Source organism: Mesorhizobium sp. ESP-6-4 (assembly GCF_020164735.1).
In the GTDB taxonomy this organism is placed as follows: Bacteria; Pseudomonadota; Alphaproteobacteria; order Rhizobiales; family Rhizobiaceae; genus Mesorhizobium.
The window spans coordinates 83205-100990 of sequence record NZ_JAIUGS010000014.1 but is presented as its reverse complement, the minus strand read 5'-3'; the positions used below and the strand labels follow the sequence as shown (position 1 = coordinate 100990).

The 17786-nt window shown below is 64.2% G+C and carries 21 protein-coding genes; 12 read left to right on the top strand and 9 right to left on the bottom strand.

Annotation, left to right across the window (positions count from 1 at the left end):
* The first annotated feature begins 142 nt into the window (after window positions 1–142).
* The 3 genes from LB523_RS21995 (at window position 143) to LB523_RS21985 (ending at window position 3211) form a co-directional block, all read left to right on the top strand.
* Window positions 143–1048, top strand: a complete 906-nt coding sequence (locus LB523_RS21995) for a ribokinase (protein ID WP_224606920.1) — start codon at window positions 143–145, stop codon at window positions 1046–1048.
* Window positions 1049–1051: 3 nt separating this feature from the next.
* Window positions 1052–2503, top strand: a complete 1452-nt coding sequence (locus LB523_RS21990; RefSeq protein ID WP_224606918.1) for an amidase — start codon at window positions 1052–1054, stop codon at window positions 2501–2503.
* A gap of 93 nt (window positions 2504–2596) precedes the next feature.
* Complete coding sequence (locus LB523_RS21985; RefSeq protein WP_224606916.1) at window positions 2597–3211, top strand: LysE family translocator; 615 nt, start codon at window positions 2597–2599, stop codon at window positions 3209–3211.
* Between the two features lie 166 nt (window positions 3212–3377).
* Here the strand turns inward: LB523_RS21985 and LB523_RS21980 are convergent, their stop codons facing one another.
* A complete protein-coding gene (locus LB523_RS21980) occupies window positions 3378–4319 on the bottom strand; it encodes a nucleoside hydrolase (protein ID WP_224606914.1) in 942 nt (313 codons plus the stop codon).
* Between the two features lie 242 nt (window positions 4320–4561).
* On the opposite strand from LB523_RS21980, the gene LB523_RS21975 reads away from it, so the two are divergent.
* Together LB523_RS21975 and LB523_RS21970 are read left to right on the top strand one after the other, a co-directional pair.
* Window positions 4562–4987 carry an Hsp20 family protein gene (locus LB523_RS21975; RefSeq protein WP_095769269.1) on the top strand — a complete coding sequence of 142 codons (426 nt, stop codon included), beginning with the start codon at window positions 4562–4564 and terminating at the stop codon, window positions 4985–4987.
* Window positions 4988–5050: 63 nt separating this feature from the next.
* Entirely contained in the window at window positions 5051–5308 is a 258-nt protein-coding gene (locus LB523_RS21970; RefSeq protein ID WP_036257920.1) for a DUF1150 family protein, read from the top strand.
* Between the two features lie 89 nt (window positions 5309–5397).
* Here the strand turns inward: LB523_RS21970 and ptsN are convergent, their stop codons facing one another.
* The 6 genes from ptsN to lptC all read right to left on the bottom strand — a co-directional run bounded on the left by ptsN (window position 5398) and on the right by lptC (window position 10629).
* A complete protein-coding gene (gene ptsN / locus LB523_RS21965) occupies window positions 5398–5862 on the bottom strand; it encodes a PTS IIA-like nitrogen regulatory protein PtsN (RefSeq protein ID WP_042641064.1) in 465 nt (154 codons plus the stop codon).
* A 59-nt stretch (window positions 5863–5921) separates the two neighbouring features.
* Window positions 5922–6509 (bottom strand): ribosome hibernation-promoting factor, HPF/YfiA family, encoded by a 588-nt coding sequence (gene hpf, locus LB523_RS21960; RefSeq protein WP_095769268.1) that lies wholly within the window; start codon window positions 6507–6509, stop codon window positions 5922–5924.
* Window positions 6510–6814: 305 nt separating this feature from the next.
* Window positions 6815–8344 carry an RNA polymerase factor sigma-54 gene (rpoN, locus tag LB523_RS21955; protein WP_224606912.1) on the bottom strand — a complete coding sequence of 510 codons (1530 nt, stop codon included), beginning with the start codon at window positions 8342–8344 and terminating at the stop codon, window positions 6815–6817.
* Window positions 8345–8520: 176 nt separating this feature from the next.
* The gene (lptB, locus tag LB523_RS21950) at window positions 8521–9339 is read right to left on the bottom strand and encodes an LPS export ABC transporter ATP-binding protein (protein WP_224606910.1); all 819 of its coding nucleotides are present in this window, start codon (window positions 9337–9339) and stop codon (window positions 8521–8523) included.
* Window positions 9339–9929 carry an LptA/OstA family protein gene (locus LB523_RS21945; protein ID WP_224606907.1) on the bottom strand — a complete coding sequence of 197 codons (591 nt, stop codon included), beginning with the start codon at window positions 9927–9929 and terminating at the stop codon, window positions 9339–9341. The genes lptB and LB523_RS21945 overlap by 1 nt, the downstream gene beginning before the upstream one ends.
* Window positions 9916–10629: an LPS export ABC transporter periplasmic protein LptC gene (gene lptC, locus LB523_RS21940; RefSeq protein ID WP_224606905.1), complete on the bottom strand. Its 714-nt coding sequence runs from the start codon at window positions 10627–10629 to the stop codon at window positions 9916–9918. Before lptC ends, LB523_RS21945 begins: the two co-directional genes overlap by 14 nt.
* A gap of 393 nt (window positions 10630–11022) precedes the next feature.
* Here lptC and sppA point away from each other — a divergent pair, with 393 nt between their 5' ends.
* The 4 genes from sppA to LB523_RS21920 all read left to right on the top strand — a co-directional run bounded on the left by sppA (window position 11023) and on the right by LB523_RS21920 (window position 13939).
* Window positions 11023–11979 carry a signal peptide peptidase SppA gene (gene sppA, locus LB523_RS21935; protein ID WP_224606902.1) on the top strand — a complete coding sequence of 319 codons (957 nt, stop codon included), beginning with the start codon at window positions 11023–11025 and terminating at the stop codon, window positions 11977–11979.
* A 77-nt stretch (window positions 11980–12056) separates the two neighbouring features.
* Window positions 12057–12341 (top strand): integration host factor subunit beta, encoded by a 285-nt coding sequence (locus tag LB523_RS21930; protein WP_027165368.1) that lies wholly within the window; start codon window positions 12057–12059, stop codon window positions 12339–12341.
* A 118-nt stretch (window positions 12342–12459) separates the two neighbouring features.
* A complete protein-coding gene (locus LB523_RS21925; RefSeq protein WP_224606899.1) occupies window positions 12460–12792 on the top strand; it encodes a LapA family protein in 333 nt (110 codons plus the stop codon).
* A gap of 184 nt (window positions 12793–12976) precedes the next feature.
* Window positions 12977–13939 (top strand): ornithine cyclodeaminase family protein, encoded by a 963-nt coding sequence (locus LB523_RS21920; RefSeq protein WP_224606896.1) that lies wholly within the window; start codon window positions 12977–12979, stop codon window positions 13937–13939.
* Window positions 13940–14006: 67 nt separating this feature from the next.
* Here the strand turns inward: LB523_RS21920 and LB523_RS21915 are convergent, their stop codons facing one another.
* Both LB523_RS21915 and LB523_RS21910 read right to left on the bottom strand, forming a co-directional pair.
* Complete coding sequence (locus LB523_RS21915) at window positions 14007–14378, bottom strand: VOC family protein (RefSeq protein WP_224606893.1); 372 nt, start codon at window positions 14376–14378, stop codon at window positions 14007–14009.
* A 70-nt stretch (window positions 14379–14448) separates the two neighbouring features.
* On the bottom strand, window positions 14449–15159 hold the full coding sequence (locus LB523_RS21910) for a helix-turn-helix transcriptional regulator (protein ID WP_224606890.1): 711 nt from the start codon (window positions 15157–15159) through the stop codon (window positions 14449–14451).
* A 101-nt stretch (window positions 15160–15260) separates the two neighbouring features.
* Here LB523_RS21910 and LB523_RS21905 point away from each other — a divergent pair, with 101 nt between their 5' ends.
* From LB523_RS21905 to LB523_RS21895, 3 genes are all read left to right on the top strand, one after another.
* Window positions 15261–15746, top strand: coding sequence for a DUF1772 domain-containing protein (locus tag LB523_RS21905; protein WP_224606887.1), 486 nt, complete (start codon window positions 15261–15263; stop codon window positions 15744–15746).
* 88 nt (window positions 15747–15834) lie between these two features.
* Complete coding sequence (locus LB523_RS21900; RefSeq protein ID WP_224606885.1) at window positions 15835–16917, top strand: class I SAM-dependent rRNA methyltransferase; 1083 nt, start codon at window positions 15835–15837, stop codon at window positions 16915–16917.
* Entirely contained in the window at window positions 16918–17778 is an 861-nt protein-coding gene (locus tag LB523_RS21895) for a TrmH family RNA methyltransferase (protein ID WP_224606883.1), read from the top strand.
* Window positions 17779–17786 lie beyond the last annotated feature (8 nt).

Here is a 17786-nt window from a genome sequence, read left to right as displayed (position 1 = left end):
GCGGCTAGCTTCGCGCCCAGCCTGCAATTCCAGGGGAAAAAACACGCCATGCATTTCCCCTGGAATTGCGCAAGAAAGCAGAAGTCTTGGAGCAGGTCCGCCTTTCAGCACAGGCTGACCCGCCTCACCGGGAGGCAGTTTTTTGATTATCGTTGTCGGTTCGATCAACCTCGACCTCATCGCCAATGTCGACCGCTTGCCGGAACCCGGCGAGACGGTGCGCGGCTCCGGCTTCTCCACCGCGCCCGGCGGCAAGGGGGCCAACCAGGCGCTGGCCGCGGCGCGCGCCGGCGCGCAAGTGCGCATGGTGGGCGCGGTCGGCAAGGATAGTTTTGCCGCCGAGGCGCTCGCCCTTCTCAGGGCCGGCAATGTCGATCTGTCCGGTGTCGGCGAGAGCTTCGCCTCCACCGGCACGGCGTTGATCCTGGTCGGCGGCGACGGCGAAAACGTCATCGCCGTCGTGCCGGGCGCCAATGATTCGGTTGTGCCGGGCGATGTCGCCAAGGCCTATCTCAAGAAAGGCGACGTCGTGCTCCTGCAGCACGAGATCCCGTTGCAGACGGTCGAGGCCACGCTCGACGCGGCGCGCGCGGCGGGCGCCGTCAGCGTGCTCAACACCGCCCCCTTCCGTGCCGAAGCCGCCGACCTCCTCGGCAAGGCCGACTATGCCGTCGCCAACGAAACCGAGTTCGATCTCTATGGCGAGGCGCTCGCGCTTTCGGGGCGCGACCGCCCGGCCCGCATGCGCGACTATGCCAAAAAGACAGGCCGCATCATCGTCGTCACGCTCGGAGGCGACGGGGTGCTGGCCGCCACACCGGGCGATTTCCTTGCCGTTCCGGCGCTGAAGATCACCCCGGTCGACACGGTGGGCGCCGGCGATACGTTTTGCGGCTATTTCGGCGCCGGCCTGTCGTCCGGTCTCTCACTTCAGGATGCGCTCACCCGCGCCGCCGCGGCCGGGTCGCTCGCCTGCCTGAAGCCAGGCGCGCAACCGGCGATCCCACTGGCCAAGGATGTCGACGCGACTTTGGCGGGCACCCGTTGAGCGATGCGCCCCGTCACAAAACATGCCGTGCCGCCGGCCGGCGATATCTTCCGCCTCTCCGCCGTTGAGCTCGCTGAAGGCATCAGACGGCGTCGCTTTTCGGTTCGCGAGGTGGTCGGCGCGTTCCTCGACCGCATCGAGGCCGTGAACCCACAGGTCAATGCCATCGTCTCGCTGCGCGAGCGCGCCGATGTCCTTGCCGAGGCCGGCAGGGCCGATGCTCATCTCGCCCGTGGCGGCGAGGCCGGATCGCTGTACGGCCTGCCGATCGCCATCAAGGACCTTGCCCAGACCAAGGGGCTCAGAACCACCTTCGGCTCGCCGATCTTTGCCGATTTCATTCCCGACACGGATGACTTCTTCGTCGAGCGCGTCCGCGAGGCCGGGGCCATCATCATCGGCAAGACCAATGTTCCGGAATTCGGCCTCGGCTCCAACACCTACAATCCGGTTTTCGGGCCGACGCTCAACGCCTTCGACCCGGCGCTGACCGCCGGCGGCTCGAGCGGCGGCGCGGCCGTGGCGCTGGCGCTCGACATGGTGCCGGTCGCCGACGGCAGCGACTTCGGCGGTTCGCTGCGCAATCCGGCGGCCTACAACAATGTCTACGGCTTCCGTCCCTCGCAGGGCTTGGTGCCTGCTGGCCCGGACGTCGATGTCTTCCATTCGCAGATGGGCGTCGAAGGGCCGATGGGCCGCAACATTCGCGACATCGCGCTGCTCCTCGACGAACAGGCCGGCTATCACCCGCATGCACCGCTTTCGCACGACAAGACGGGCTCGTTCCTTGAAGGTTTGCGGACCAAAGCGTCAGGCGGCCGCATCGCCTGGCTGGGCGACCTCGGCGGTCGCTTGCCGACGGAGCCCGGCGTGCTTGACCTTTGCGAGGCCGCGCTTGCCCGCTTCGCCGATGCTTCCTTCCACAGCGAGGCCTTGGTGCCGGATGTTGACTTCGAGGCGCTGTGGCAGGCTTTTGTCACATTGCGCCAGGCGAGCAGCGGCTGCGGGCTGAAGGCGCATTACGACGATCCGGCAAAACGCAGGCTTCTGAAGCCCGAGGCTGTCTGGGAAGTGGAGCAGGCGATGCGCCTGACCGCGCCGCAGATCCATGCCGCGACTGTCCGGCGCACGTCCTGGCACAGGACGTTGCTTGCGCTTTTCGAGCGCTTCGACCTCATCGCCCTGCCGACCGCTCAGGTCTTCCCGTTCGACGTGACCACCCACTGGCCGCGCGAGGTCGCGGGGCGGACCATGGACAGCTATCACCGCTGGATGCAGGTCTCTGCCTTTGCCACGCTGGGCGGCTGCCCGGCGCTCAACGTGCCGGCCGGCTTCGACGGCAAGGGCCGGCCGATGGGCATGCAATTGATCGGCCGCCCGCGCGGCGATCTCGCCGTGCTCAAGGCCGGCGCCGCCTACGAGGCAACCCTGCCATGGGCGGCGGGAGCTGCATGACGGGCCGCCCTGCCCGGCCAGCTTGCGCCAGCGTCAATCCCGTGCATTGATCGCGCTCCGCCCAAGTCGGCGCTGTCCTGTTCGAGAGAAATCATGTCGCTGGAACTCTACGCCACCTACGTCGTCGCCTGCATCGTCATCATCCTGGTGCCGGGACCCACGGTCACGCTGATCATCGCCAACAGCATCCGCCACGGCTCGCGCGCGGGCTTGGCCAACGTCGCCGGCACCCAGGCCGGCCTTGCCATCATGATCGCCATCGTCGGCATCGGCCTCAACACGCTGATCGCCGGCATGGGCCACTGGTTCGAATGGGTGCGGCTGATCGGCGCCGTTTATCTTATCTGGATGGGCGTGCAGATGTTTCGCGCCAAAGGCGCGCTGAACCCCGACGGCTCGGCCAAAAAGCCGCGCGGCGGCTTCTTCCTGCAGGGTTTTCTGGTGGCGATCTCAAATCCGAAGACTTTGGTGTTTTTCGGCGCCTTCTTCCCGCAGTTCATCGCGCCGCAGGGCAATTATACGCTACAGATTGTCGTCATGGGCCTGACAGCGATGATCTTCGCTGCCATGTCGGACTCGACCTATGCCCTTGCCGCAGGCCGCGCCGGCCGGCTGCTGTCGGCCAGCCGTGTCAGGCTGATGTCGCGCATCAGCGGCAGCTTCCTGGTCGGCGGCGGACTGTGGCTGGCGTTCTCGAAGGCGAAGTGAGCACCTCTCCCTTCTCCCCTTGTGGGAGAAGGTGTCGCCGAAGGCGACGGATGAGGGGTGTTCCAGGGAATGCCGACGTCTCACTCCGCTGGAGCACCCCTCATCCGTCTCGGCGCTTCGCGCCGATCCACCTTCCCCCACAAGGGGGGGAAGGAAGAAGCGGCCCTTATAGCCGCCCGAGCCGCTCCACCAGCAGCGCGAAGAAGCCGTCATGGTCGATGTCGCGCATCACCATCGCGTTCTTTTTGCGCTTGGCGACGCCCCACCAGTCGATCACCGTCATGCCCATGGTGAGCTCGGAGGTCGTCTCGACGCTGACATTGCAGTGGCGGCCCTTGAACAGCTCCGGCTTGACGAGATAGGCGATCACGCACGGGTCGTGCAGCGGTCCGCCCTCGGTGCCGTATTTTTCCTCGTCATAGCGCTCGAAGAACTCCAGCATCTCGGCGGTCGCGGTGCCGACCTTGGTGCCGAGCTTGCGGAAGGCCTGGATGCGCTCGGACGTGGTCAGCGCCTTGTGGGTGACGTCGAGCGGCATCATCACGATCGGAATGCCCGATTTGAACACCAGATCGGCGGCCTGCGGGTCGACATAGATATTGAATTCGGCGGCCGGCGTGACATTGCCGCCCTCGAAGAAGCCGCCGCCCATCAGGACGATTTCCTTGATCCGCGGCGCGATCCTGGACTCGCGGATCAGCGCCAGCGCGATGTTGGTGAGCGGTCCGAGCGGGCAGAGCGTGATGGTGCCGCTTTCCTCGCGCATCAGCGTCTCGACGATGAAATCGACGGCATATTGTTCCTGGAGCGGCATGGTCGGCTCGGGCAGCTGCGGGCCGTTCAGGCCGGTCTTGCCATGCACCTCCTCGGCGGTGACGAGTTCACGCGCCAGCGGCCGGATGGCGCCAGCATAGACCTTGATGTCGGGCCGGCCGGCCAGCTCGCATATCTTGCGGGCGTTGTTCTGGGTCAGATTCAGCGGCACGTTGCCGGCTACCGCGGTGATGCCGACGATCTCCAGCTCGGAACTGCCGAGCGCCAGCAATATGGCGACGGCATCGTCCTGGCCGGGATCCGTGTCGATGATGATCTTTCTGGACTGGGGCATTTCAATTCCTTTTGGGAAGTCTTTTTGGGCGGGTTTTAGAGCATGGTTCCCGAAAGGTGGGAACCGGTTTTCGGACGAAATCATGCTCCAATGAAAGGCTGGATGAAGATGACGGTTCGACGAAACGCCATCCTGATTTGGCGGCTTGAACTTGATCACGCGACGGACCATATCAAGACCATCGGGAAAAATGCCATCCGGGTTTTTCCAGTTTGTGTCGCTCTTCAGAGGACAGTGTAACAATGAGTCGAATGACGCCTTTCTCCAGCCCGCTTCTCCTGGGTTTTGATGCCATGGAAAAGACGCTTGAGCGTCTGGCGAAGTCCGGCGACAGCTACCCTCCGTACAATATCGAGCGCCTCAATGCCGCCGACGGCAAGGCCGAAAGGCTGCGCATCACGCTTGCGGTTGCCGGTTTTGCAGAAAGCGACCTCGATGTCACCACGGAGGAAAACCAGCTGATCGTGCGCGGTCGTCAGACCGACGACACCGAGCGCGAATTCCTGCACCGCGGCATCGCCGCGCGCCAGTTCCAGCGCTGCTTCGTGCTGGCCGACGGCATGCGTGTGATCGCGGCGGAACTGAAGAACGGTCTGCTGTCGATCGATCTCGATCGGCCGGAGTCCGAGCGGATGGTACGGAAAATAAACATATCGGTGAAAGACTGACCTTTGCCGATGGCTCTATGCGAGGCGGCCGATCCTGGCGTCCTCGCGCCAAGGAGGCTTGAAATGACCAGAACTGACGAAACGATCACCATGACCAGCGGCGAACTCGCCCATCTCGGCGAAGGTTCGGTCGCTTATCTCAGGAAAGTGTCGAGCGACGACCTGCGCGGCCGCTTCCCCGGCCTCGGCGAGATCGCACCCGGCCTGGAGCTGTGGGCGCTGTTTGCCGCCAACGGCCAGCCGATTCTGCTTTCCGACGCCCGTGACCGGGCACTGGCGGGTGCGTTGGAGAACGACCTGACCACTGTCGCCATTCACTAAGGCGATTGCTGGCAGTCTGAAATGGAAAGGGCCGCTCCCGGCGGCCCCTCTAGGGTTTCATCCCAAAAACCAGGTTCGATCCCAAAACGTCAGGCCGCGTGCGAGGCCTGCGTATCCGACAAGAGCGCGTGGATCGCCACCGCGTCGCGCGTGCCCCTGATCTTGGCCACCGTGTCGGCATCGCGCAGCACGCGTGCGATGCGCGACAGCGCCTTGAGATGGTCGGCGCCGGCACCTTCCGGCGCAAGCAGCAAAAACACCAGGTCGACCGGCTGGTCGTCCAGCGCCTCGAAATCGACTGGCGTTTCCAGCCGGGCGAAGACGCCGGCGATCCGCTTCACGCCGGCGAGCTTGCCATGAGGAATGGCAATGCCGTTGCCGACGCCGGTCGAGCCCAGCCGCTCGCGCTGCAGGATGGTGTCGAACACCTCCCGCTCCGGAATCCCCGAAATCGCCGCCGCCCTCTCCGACAGCAATTGCAGAAGCTGCTTTTTGGAATTCGCCTTCAACGCCGGCATGATCGCCGGAACGCTGATGAGATCGCTGAGATCCATGCTTGAAAAATCCCTTGCTCGCCTGCCGCGCCAGTCGTCGCCCCCTTGCGCGGTGGCTTTTATCCTTGCGCGACTTTGGTCGTCGACGGATCGATCCAGCCGATGTTGCCATCCGGCCGGCGGTAGACGATGTTGAGATGGTCGGTTCCAGCGTTGCGGAACAGGAAGACCGGGCTGTCGCTGTTGTCGAGCTCGATGACCGCCGAAGCCACCGACATGGTCCGCAGCGTCAAGCTTGATTCGGCGACGATGACCGGAGCGAAGTCCTCCGGAATGTCTTCCTCGTCATCGGTGAGGGGAGCCATCACGGTGTAGGCGATGTCGGTCGGCTCTTCGCCATTGCCGTTGCCGGTGTTGCGCGACTTCAGCCGGCGCTTGTAGCGCCGCAGCCGCGTTTCCAGGCGGTCGGCCGCCGCCTCGAAGGCAAGCGTCGGGTCCTGGGCGTCGCCGGTCGCCTGCAAAGAAGCGCCGGAATCGAGCCGGACCATGCAGTCGGCGGAGAAACGCGACCCCGATTTGATGACCGTGACATGTCCTGAAAAACCCCGATCGAAATATTTCTCGATCGCCTCGCCGACCCGGTCGTTGATGCGCGTGCGGAACGCATCGCCGATGTCCATGTGTTTTCCCGAAATGCGTAGATTCATCTGAAAACTGACCTTCCTTGCTCAGGCTTCAAACTGTTCCCGAGTTTATACCCGTGGTGCGCGCGCACAAGCTTTGCAGCGGCATGCGCGCCGATTTTAGACCCGAACTTTCCGGTTGATCACAAGTCGCCTTCTTGGCCGTCCATGGCCGTGTCTGACGGACCCATTCGCTAGCGGGCATCACCGCCCTGCTCCATGCGGGCGGGCTTCTAGACACTTCATTGCGGCTTGTCAATGAAACTCGGGAATTGTGGGAAATCAGCACCGTCTCGCACCGGCCAGGGCTTGTCGAGATTCGCATCGGCCTAGCGGCCGGCGTTCGCGAGCGCCCGCTTCTCCCGCCGCCGCTGCACCGACGAGGGAATGTTCATGCCTTCGCGATATTTCGCGACGGTGCGGCGCGCGATGTCGACCCCGCTTTCCTTGAGCATGTCGACGATGGCGTCGTCGGAAAGCACGTCGATGGGCTTTTCCTCGTCGATCATCTGCTTGATGCGGTCGCGCACGGCCTCGGACGAATGCGCTTCGCCGCCTTCCGCGGAGGCAATCGACGCGGTGAAGAAATAGCGCAGCTCGAAGACGCCGCGCGGCGTCAGCATATATTTGTTGGCGGTGACGCGGCTGACCGTCGATTCATGCATGCCGATGGCGTCGGCCACCGTACGTAGGTTGAGCGGCTTGAGGTGACGCACGCCATGGACGAGGAAAGCGTCCTGTTGCCGCACGATCTCGGACGCCACCTTGAGAATGGTCTTGGCCCGTTGATCGAGACTGCGCGTCAGCCAGTTGGCGTTCTGCAGGCATTCGGCGAGAAACTCTTTTTCCGCCTGGTCCTTGGCATGGCTCGAAATGCGGGCGAAATAGACATTGTCCACCAGCACGCGCGGCAGCGTATCGGCATTGAGCTCCACCGCCCAGCTGCCGTCATTGGCGGCGCGCACCTCGACATCGGCGACGATCGCGTCGCTCGCGCCGCCCGAAAACGCCAGGCCGGGCCGCGGATCGAGCGCGCGGATCTCGGCCAGCATGTCGAGCAGGTCCTCCTCGTCGACGCCGCAGATACGTTTCAGCGACTGGAAATCCCGCCGCGCCAGAAGCTCGAGGTTGGCGACCAGCGCCTTCATCGCCGGATCGAGCCGGTCGCGCACCGCCAGTTGCAGCGACAGGCACTCGGCAAGGTCGCGCGCGAAAAGTCCTGCCGGCTCGAAGGTCTGGCAGACGCCAAGCACCCGCGCCACCGCCGCGCCGTCCGTGCCGAGCCGAACCGCGATCTCGTCGAGTTCGGTGCGCAGGTACCCGGCTTCGTCGAGCCCTTCGGCCAGCTCACCCGCAATAAGGCGTTCGCCGGGGCTGAGGGAGGCAAGCGCGATCTGCTCGCCGACATGTTCGCGCAGCGTGATGGCGGCCGCGGCCATGTCGCCAACGTCGAACCCCTCGGACGATGCTGCGCCCGCGCCGCCCCCGGCGGCCGACTTCCATTGCGCCGTGAGATCCGGCCCCAGCCTCTCGCTGGTGCCTGGGTCGTCGGGAAACAGGTTCTCCAGGGAAGAATCGAGCTTTTGCGAGATCGCTTCCGCGCTCCACTCCATCTCGCCCTCGAACCAGTCGCCGTCGGTGCCCTTTTCCGGCGATGTCTCGCCTTTCTGGGATAGATCGCCGGCGGCATCGTCCTGCGGCTCGGCCCGTTCCAGCAGCGGATTGCGCTCGATCTCCTCGTCGATGAAGCGCTCGAGCTCGACATGGGTGAGCTGCAGCAGCCGGATCGACTGCATCAGCTGCGGCGTCATCACCAGCGACTGGGATTGTCTGAGCTGCAGTTTGGCTGCCAGCGCCATGATGGACTTCAAACGCCTCGTCTACGCGTCGACTGTTTTTCGGTCGGGCATAGAAACTGGCCCGGCTTTTGCTTGTCAAGCAAAACGCTAGCAGTTGCGGCTTACCGGAGCGTTATCGAGCGCTAAAATGACCGAAAGCCGTGACGACGCCATCCAAACCGCGTCGAAACCCACAGTCAGAGCGTGAAACCCTCGCCGAGATAGAGACGCCGCACATCGGCATTGGCGACGATCTCGTCGGCGCGGCCATGCGTCAGCACCTGACCGGCATGGATGATGTAAGCGCGGTCGATCAGGCCGAGCGTCTCGCGCACATTGTGGTCGGTGATCAAGACGCCGATGCCGCGCGCCGTGAGGTGGCGAACGAGTTGCTGGATGTCGGCGACGGCGATCGGGTCGATGCCGGCGAAGGGCTCGTCGAGCAGCATATAGGCAGGCCGCGTCGCCAGCGCCCGCGCGATTTCGAGGCGACGCCGTTCGCCGCCCGACAGCGACATGGACGGCGCCTTGCGCAGATGGCTGATGTGAAACTCCTCGAGCAGCTCGTCGAGCGTGCGCTCGCGTTCCTTGCGGCTCTTTTCCACCACCTCCAGCACGGCCCGGATGTTCTGCTCGACATTCAGGCCGCGGAAGATCGACGCTTCCTGCGGCAGATAGCCGATGCCGAGGCGGGCCCGCCGGTACATCGGCATCGAGGTGACATCGAAGCCGTCGATCTCGATCGAACCTTCGTCGACGGGAACAAGGCCGGTGACCATGTAGAAACACGTGGTCTTGCCCGCGCCGTTGGGGCCGAGCAGGCCGACAGCCTCACCGGCGCGCACGCCGAGCGTCACACCGCTCACCACCCTGCGGCCCTTGTAGCTCTTGGTCAGCCCCTTGGCGATCAGGGTGCCCTTGAACTTCGCCTTGTCGGCGCCGACCGTCGCCGGCGCAGCGGGTTGTGCGGCTGCCCGTCCCGGGAGACGGGCCAGCAGCGAAGTCACGCCGGCCATTACTTGCTCGACGCTCCCTGCTGCGCGTCCTGTTTCTGCGGCTTGAACATCATGATGACGCGAGGACAGCCTTCGACATTGCCGAGGCCGCTCTTCATCTGCACGGTGAGCTTGCAGCCCTTGAGCACATTGTCGCCCTGCGACAGCACCACTTCCTTGCCGGAAAGCACCAGCACCTGCGTCTTCATGTCGAATTTGCCGGTGTCGCCGGTGGCGATCTGGTCGTTCGATTTGATGTAGACTTTGTTCTCGACCTCGAGATGGTCGATATTGGTGGCGCCCGTCATCGCCGATGCGCCTGCCGCGGCACTTTTGCCGGCATTGGCATCCTTGACATAGTAGACCGTCATCTTGCCGGCCTTGAGCAGGGTCGGCCCCTGATTAACCGTCACATTGCCGCTGAACACGGCCATGCTTTCGGCCTGGCGGACCTCGAGCTTGTCGCTTTCGATCTGGATCGGCTGGTCACCCGACAGCTTGAGCCCGGGAATCTGGCTGGTCGCGCTCGATTGCGCGAACGAATGCGCCGTTGCCAAGAACAGCAATGCAGAAGCAGCGCCCGGAAGCCATGCGGATTTACTGCGACGCATTCTGTTCTCCACCGTTTACCCCCGCTGCCTTCAGCGCAGTTGGATCTATGTTGACGCGAACCCGGCTCTCGAAGACCACGAGCCTGCCATTGTCCTCGACCGACATCGAGTCCGCGGTGATGCGCGACCCGCCACGGCTGACGTCGACCGGATTGCTCGTCTTCATAGAGCCTTTGCCCATGTCTAGGAAGATCGATTTGAACTTCGCCATCAGGCCATCCGTCGTCGTCACGCTGACGTCGCTGGTCAGATCCATCGTGTTGGCGTCGCGATTGTAGATACCGTGCGCGGCATCGACCGACACGATGTTGTCGGTGGCGACGGGCAGTTTGGCGTTGATGCCTTCGAGGTCGATGACGGCTTGCTGGCCAACATCCTGCGTCGCCCTGGTCGCCGTCAGCGAATATGGCAGCTTCTGCTTGGTGAAGCCGTTGAGCTTCGGATTGGCCATCACCAGCTTGCCGTCGGAAAACGCCGTGCCGTCGGCCTGCACCGAGACCGACAGCGGCGCTTTGAGGTAGGAATAGACCGGAAAGGCGACGGCGATCGCGACCGCGAGCAGCGGCACCGCAAACTTCAGCACGCGCACGCGGCGCGAGTGCCGCCGGGCGCGGTTGAACGCATCGCCACGCGTGCCGCCTTGGTTCGCGGGAGCCGATGCCTCACCGGCATCGCTCGTTTCGTCAGATCGCGCCAACATGACTTTTTCTAATGGACCTTTGCCCGCCCAAACACCGCCTATAGGTGGTATGCCGGCACCTACAAGCAAGCACAAGCGGAGGAAAACTGCAAAAATGTGACAGCTGCCGCGCGCAAAATCGAAAGGAATTCGGCGAGACGGCCTGTACTTCATAGCAGATACGGACTGCTTGCGTTAATTTTTCGTGAGCCCGGCGTCACCGCCGGAGGCCGAAGCCGGGCCTTTCGGAACAGTTCCGGGAAAGCTGCGAGCGGTTTCCGACAGGAATTGCATCAGGACAAGAAAGTAGAGGGGTCACCGTTCTGTGAAGCGGATGACCCGCGCCAGGAAACGGTAGCCGTGTGTAGAAGCTTGCTTTAAAAGCGTGCTTTCCCACCACCCATGAGGCTGACAATGGCAATGAGAGCCGACGACTTGATCGACCGCCGCCGCTTGCGCCGCAAGCTGACATTCTGGCGCGTGGTCGCGTTTCTGGTTCTGGCGGCAGCGATCATCGCTTTCTCGACCTGGGTCTATGACGACAATTTTACCGGCCGGGCGGTCCCCCACATCGCCAAGGTCAAGGTTGAAGGCACCATCACCGAGGACGAGGAGCTGCTCAAAAGGCTGGAATCGATCCGCAAGTCGCCGGAGGTGAAGGGCGTCATCCTTTCGATCGATTCGCCGGGAGGCACCACGGTCGGCGGCGAGTCCACATTCGACGCCGTGCGCAAGCTTGCCGGTGACAAGCCGGTGGTGGCCGAAGTCGGCACGCTGGCGGCATCGGCCGGCTATATGATCGCAAGTGCAGCCGACCACATTGTCGCCCGCAAGACATCGATCGTCGGCTCGATCGGGGTGCTGATCCAGTATCCCGACGTCAGCGGTCTCATGGACAAGCTCGGCATCAAGCTGGAGGAGGTGAAATCGTCGCCGCTCAAGGCTTCGCCCTCGCCCTTCAAGCCGACCAATGACGACGAGCGCGCCATGGTGCGCAAGCTGATCCTCGACAGCTACGACTGGTTCGTCGGCATCGTCGCCGATCGCCGCAAGATGACGCATGAGCAGGCGCTGGCGCTGGCCGACGGTTCGATCTTCACCGGCCGCCAGGCTTTGGCCAACCACCTGGTCGACGCCGTCGGCGGCGAGCAGGAGGCGATCGACTGGCTGGCGACGAAGGGCGTGGACAGCAAGCTCAAGGTCGTCGAGTGGAAGGACAAGGACAGGCATGGCGGTTTCCTGTTTTCCCAGTCGATGGCAAAAGTGGCGGCCAAGGCGCTCGGCCTGCCGGATGCCGGCGGCGATATCATTCACGAACTTGGCGCCGACCGCTTGTTTCTTGACGGTCTCGTTTCGGTCTGGCACCCTTAAGGTGCCGTTGGGACGAGCCGAAAAAGCAATAAAATCATCCTGATAATCGGTTGCAGTGGTTTTACGGGGAATGTTCTATGATCAAATCCGAACTTGTGCAGATCATTGCTGCACGCAACCCGCACCTTTTCCTGCGCGATGTCGAAAACATCGTCGGCGCGATCTTTGACGAGATCACCGACGCGCTTGCTGAGGGCAACCGGGTCGAACTGCGCGGTTTCGGCGCCTTTTCGGTGAAGAACCGTCCGGCCCGCACCGGTCGCAACCCGCGCACCGGCGAATCCGTTGAAGTCGAGGAAAAATGGGTGCCGTTCTTCAAGACCGGCAAGGAGTTGCGCGAAAGGCTGAACGGCGGCAAATAGACGCCGGGCCGGCGGATCGAAACGGCATCTTGGCGCCTAAAGGCATGTCTCCCGAAAGTGGAGACCGGTTTCGGGACAAGGACATGCGCGCTTCAAGAAGCCTCTCCATGGAGATTTGATGTTCAATCGCTTCATCCTCGTCGTGGTCTTCGTGCCGCTGGCCGTCATCCTGATCGCGCTCGCCGTCGCCAATCGCGGCCCTGTCGCCTTCACGGTCGATCCATTTCATCCCGGCAATCCTGCGCTGACGCTGAACCTGCCGCTTTTCATCTTCCTGTTCCTGGCTTTGGCCATCGGCATGGTCGTCGGAAGCCTGGCCACCTGGGTGAAGCAGGGGCGCTATCGCAAGCTCGCGCGCCAGCGCGGCCTCGAGGCGGAAAACCTGCGCCAGGCGGTGAGCCGCACGCCCGTGGCGCCCAAGGGACCGGCGCTGCCCAGCCCGACGAACTAATGCATGTCGCCCAGAAGTGCGCAGTGGTTCTGGGACAACGCATCGAACAAAGGCTTAAAGCGCGTCGCCTGAATCCGTTTCAGCGCGACGCGCTTTGGCAATTCCAGGCAAAGTGCGTAGCGGTTTTCCGTCCGGAATTGCGTAGAAGACAGTCGAGCGTCATTTCGACACCACGGAGCTTTCAATGTTGACCATTTCGGCCGCCGAGGTCGACCGCGCGCTGACCTTTCCCGGCCTTGTCGAGACATTGCGCACGGCTTTTCGCGATGGCGCCGTGCAGCCGGTTCGCCACCATCATGGCGTCGAACGGCCGGACGGCGCCGCCTCGACCTTGCTTTTGATGCCGGCCTGGACCGACTTCAACGCCGCGGGCACCTCCGAGGGAGGCCATATCGGCGTCAAGATCGTCACCGTGTCGCCGGACAACAATGCCATCGGCAAGCCGGCGGTCATGGGCCTTTATCTTTTGCTCGACGGCGTCACCGGCGAGCCGCAAGCGCTGATCGACGGCCAAAGGCTGACGCAGTGGCGCACGACCTGCGCTTCCGCGCTCGCTGCCTCCTATCTCGCCCGCAAGGATGCCTCGCGGCTTCTGGTGATCGGTGCCGGCGCGCTGTCGCCCTTCCTTGCCAAGGCGCATTCGGCGGTCAGGCCGATCACATCCATCCGCATCTGGAACCGCACGCCGGCCAATGCCGAAAAAGTGGCGGCGGCGTTGCGCGCCGAAGGTCTTCCGGCAAATGCCGCCGGCGATCTCGACGGAGAGCTCGCCGAGGCCGATATCGTCGCCTCCGCAACAATCTCGAACACGCCGCTGGTCAAGGGCGCGCTGCTGAAGCCGGGCGCCCATGTCGATCTCGTCGGCGGCTTCACGCCGACGATGCGCGAGAGCGATGACGATGCGATCAAGCGCGCCCGGGTCTATGTCGACACCCGCGCCGGCGCCACCAAGGAGGCAGGCGACATCGTCCAGCCGCTGGCCTCCGGCGTGTTGAAGCCGGAAGCGATTGTCGCCGACCTGCACGAGCTCGCGCGCGGCGAGAAACAGGGCCGGCAAACCGATGACGAGATCACGCTGTTCAAGTCGGTCGGCGCGGCGCTAGAGGATCTCGCCGCCGGCGTGGCCGTCTACAACGCGCTCAAATAGGCAGTAGGGATTGGGCAGTAGGCAATAGGGAAGATAGACCTACTGCCTACTGCCTACTGCCTACTGCCTACTGCCCATTCGGCCAATAGACGCGCAGGCGATGATTGTCAGGATCGAGGGCGACGAAGGTGCGGCCGAAATCGAGATCTAGTGGCGCCTGAAGTACCTTAAGGCCTCTGCCAGCCCAATCCGCATGGGTGGCGTCGACCGCTGCCGCGTTCTCGACTGCCATCACGAGCTCGCCGCCACCGCCCGCTGCCGCCGCAGCCGGTTCCACCGTGTGGCGCGACCAGAGGCCGAGCTTGAACCCCTTGTCGAGCACGAACATGACGAAGGTCGGCGAGGATTCGACCGGCTCGCGTCCGAGCAGCGAAGCGTAGAACGCGCCGCTCTTTTCCGGGCTGTCGACATAGAGGATGACGAAATTCGGCGTGGTCATATCTGATCTCCAAAGTGTCTGAACCTTGGAGACGATATGCGAACCTGCTGTCAGATTCTGGCAGCAGCGATCAGCCGGAAGCGTCTTTCGCGCCGTTCCGGCCGGGCGCGTCAAGGCTCGCCCGCCACTCCTTCAGCATCGCCTGGCGGCGGCGCGGATAGCGGATGTCTGTCGCTGTCAGGCCGGACATCCGGTCGGCGCGGAAATGCCGGAAATCCTGGCGCGTTTCGCACCACGCCACCATCACCCGCACCTTGTCGAAGAAGGCGAGCGCGAACGGCCAGACCAGACGCTTCGATGCCGCTCCCCCCGCGTCACGGTAGAGGAAGCCAAGCTTGCGCTCGTCCCGGATCGCCTGCCGCACCATGCCGAGGTCGATCGCTTCGGCATTTTCCGAGCGCGGCCCGACGAGCAGTGTCGTCGCGCCGAGATCGTCGCGCAGATCATCCGGCAGCACCGCCGCGATCTTGGCCAGCGCATCCGCCGCGGCGGCCGCCAGCCTTTTGTCCGGCTGCTTCGCCACCCAGCGCGAGCCGAGCACGATTGCCTCGATCTCCTCGTCGCTGAACATCAGCGGCGGCAGCATGAAGCCGGGCTTCAGCACATAGCCAAGCCCCGCCTCGCCTTCGATCGGCGCGCCCTGCCCCTGCAGCGTCGCGATGTCGCGATAGAGGGTGCGGATCGACACGCCGATTGCGTCCGCAAGCGTGCGGCCGCTCACCGGCCGGCGGTGGCGGCGAAGGATCTGGACGAGGTCGAGCAGGCGGGCTGAACGGGACATGAATGGCTAACCGGCGTGCCGGACAATAGGGCTGGCCTGCACATCGCGGCAAGCGACCTTCTGCCACGGAACGCCCGCGTCCCGTTCCCGTTCTCCCCACAATGGAGATGCGCGGGACCCTGCTGTTCTGGTCGGTGCTGACCGCTTTCGTCGCGGCGCTCAGCCTTGGGCCGTCCTTTGCCCATGTGCTGGAATCGCTGCCCAGGCTGACGAAATGGTCGCCGGCGCTCTGGCGAGAGGCGACGGTCTTCAACGGTCAGTTCCTGCTCTTTGCCGTCATTGGAGCGCCGCTCGATATCGCTGCGATCCTCTGCCCGGCGCTGCTTGCCTGGATGCTGCGCGGCCAAGCGACAGCCTTCTGGCTCGTGCTCGCCGCCACACTGCTTTATGCCGTCTCGCTGGCGCTCTGGTTCGGACTGGTCAAGCCGGCCAACGACATTCTTGCGACCTGGGCGCCCGGACCGATCCCGGACAATTTCGAGGCCGTCCGGCTGCGTTGGGAGACCGGCCACATGGCGGTGGCCGCGGCGAAGGCGCTTGGCTTCGTTTCGCTTTGTTTCGGCCTGCTCGGCATCCGGCATAGTTGATTACAGCACCATTGAATGAGCCAGGCTTTGTTGCGCCGGTGGGCTGAGCTGTGGCAGAAGCGGGCCGAACCGCCGGAGATGACCTTTCTTGAAATCTTTTCGCGACAAACGCCGCGATGGCCGACCGCATCCCGCAAGGGCGGAACAGTCCCGCCCGCGTGATGCGTTCGCGGCCGGACGGCAGCAGGCCGCACCTGCCGAGCGCCGTGAAACGAAACCGGCGGAGCGGCAGGAAGCCAAGCCGGCGCCGCGCGTGCTCGCGCGCCGCGAAGGCGCGTTGCCTGCCGAGCGCCTGCCGTTGATCCTCGAAGTCGCGCCAAACGCCGATTACGCCCTGCTTGACAGCGGCGCCGGTGAGAAGCTCGAGCAATACGGCCCGTACCGCATCGTGCGCCCCGAGGGCCAGGCAATCTGGCAGCGGGCCCTGCCGGCGAAGGAATGGGAGCGCGCCGACGCCATCTTCACCGGCGACACCGACGAAGAAGGCATCGGCCGCTGGCGGTTTCCCAAAACGCCGCTCGGCGAAACCTGGCCGATGAAGCATGACGGCATCGATTATCTCGGCCGCTTCACCTCGTTTCGCCATGTCGGCGTCTTTCCGGAGCAGGCCTCGCATTGGGACCATATGGCGGGATTGATTGCGTCGGCGAGACGCCCGGTCAAGGTGCTTAACCTGTTCGGCTATACCGGCCTCGCTTCGCTGGTGGCGGCTCGCGCCGGCGCCGAGGTCACCCATGTCGATGCCTCGAAGAAGGCGATCGGCTGGGCGCGCGAGAACCAGGAGATGGCCGGCCTTGCCGACAAGCCGATCCGCTGGATCGTCGAGGACGCGATGAAATTCGCCGAGCGCGAGGAACGCCGCGGCAGCCGCTACGACATCGTGCTGTTCGATCCGCCGGCCTATGGCCGCGGACCCAAGGGCGAGGTCTGGCAATTGTTCGAGGACCTGCCGGGCCTCACCGAGCTTTGCCGCTCGATCCTGACGCCGAAACCGCTGGCCGTCGTCCTCACCGCTTATTCGATCCGCGCTTCCTTCTTCGCCATCCATGCGCTGATGCGCGATACCTTCGCCGGTATGGGCGGCACGGTCGAATCCGGCGAGCTGATCATTCGCGAGAAATCCGCCGGCCGCGCGCTGTCGACTTCGCTGTTCTCGCGCTGGGTGGCTTGAATGACGGCACATGACGGCGCTCGCCCGGTCGGGCAGGTCAAGGAAGTCACCAGCCTTGCCAATCCCCTGGTCAAGGACATCAAGGCGCTGGCGCTCAAGAAATTCCGCGACCAGCAGAACGCCTTCATGGCCGAGGGCCTGAAGCTGGTCATCGATGCCCTCGACCTCGGCTGGTCGATCAGGACCTTGGTCTTCGCCAAGGCCGGACGCGGCAACCCGGCCGTCGAAAAAGTCGCAGCGCGGACCGTTGCCGCCGGCGGCATGGTGCTCGAAGTTTCCGAAAAGGTGCTCGCTGCCATCACCCGCCGTGAGAACCCGCAAATGGTGGTCGGCGTCTTTGCGCAGCAGACGGTGCCGCTGAAGGACATCCGCGCCAGGGACGGCGATGTCTGGGTGGCGCTCGACCGGGTGCGCGACCCCGGCAATCTCGGCACCGTGATCCGCACCGTCGACGCCGTCGGCGCCAAGGGCGTCATCCTGGTCGGCGACACCACCGACCCGTTCTCGCTGGAGACGGTGCGCGCCACCATGGGCTCGATCTTCGCCGTGCCGGTCGCCAGGGCGACCGAGCAGGCCTTCCTCGCCTGGCGCCGCGATTTCTCCGGCCTTGTCGCCGGAACCCATCTCAAGGGCGCGGTCGACTATCGCTCGGTCGATTTCTCCAGGGGACCGGTCCTGCTGCTGATGGGCAACGAGCAGCAGGGCCTGCCGAACAGTCTCGCCGAAAGCTGCGACCGGCTGCTCAGAATTCCCCAGGCAGGCCGGGCCGATTCGCTCAATCTGGCGGTCGCCACCGGCGTGATGTTGTTCGAGATCCGGCGCGGCGCGTTGAAGCTCGAGCCTGCCAATGACATCCGATGAGAACCGCC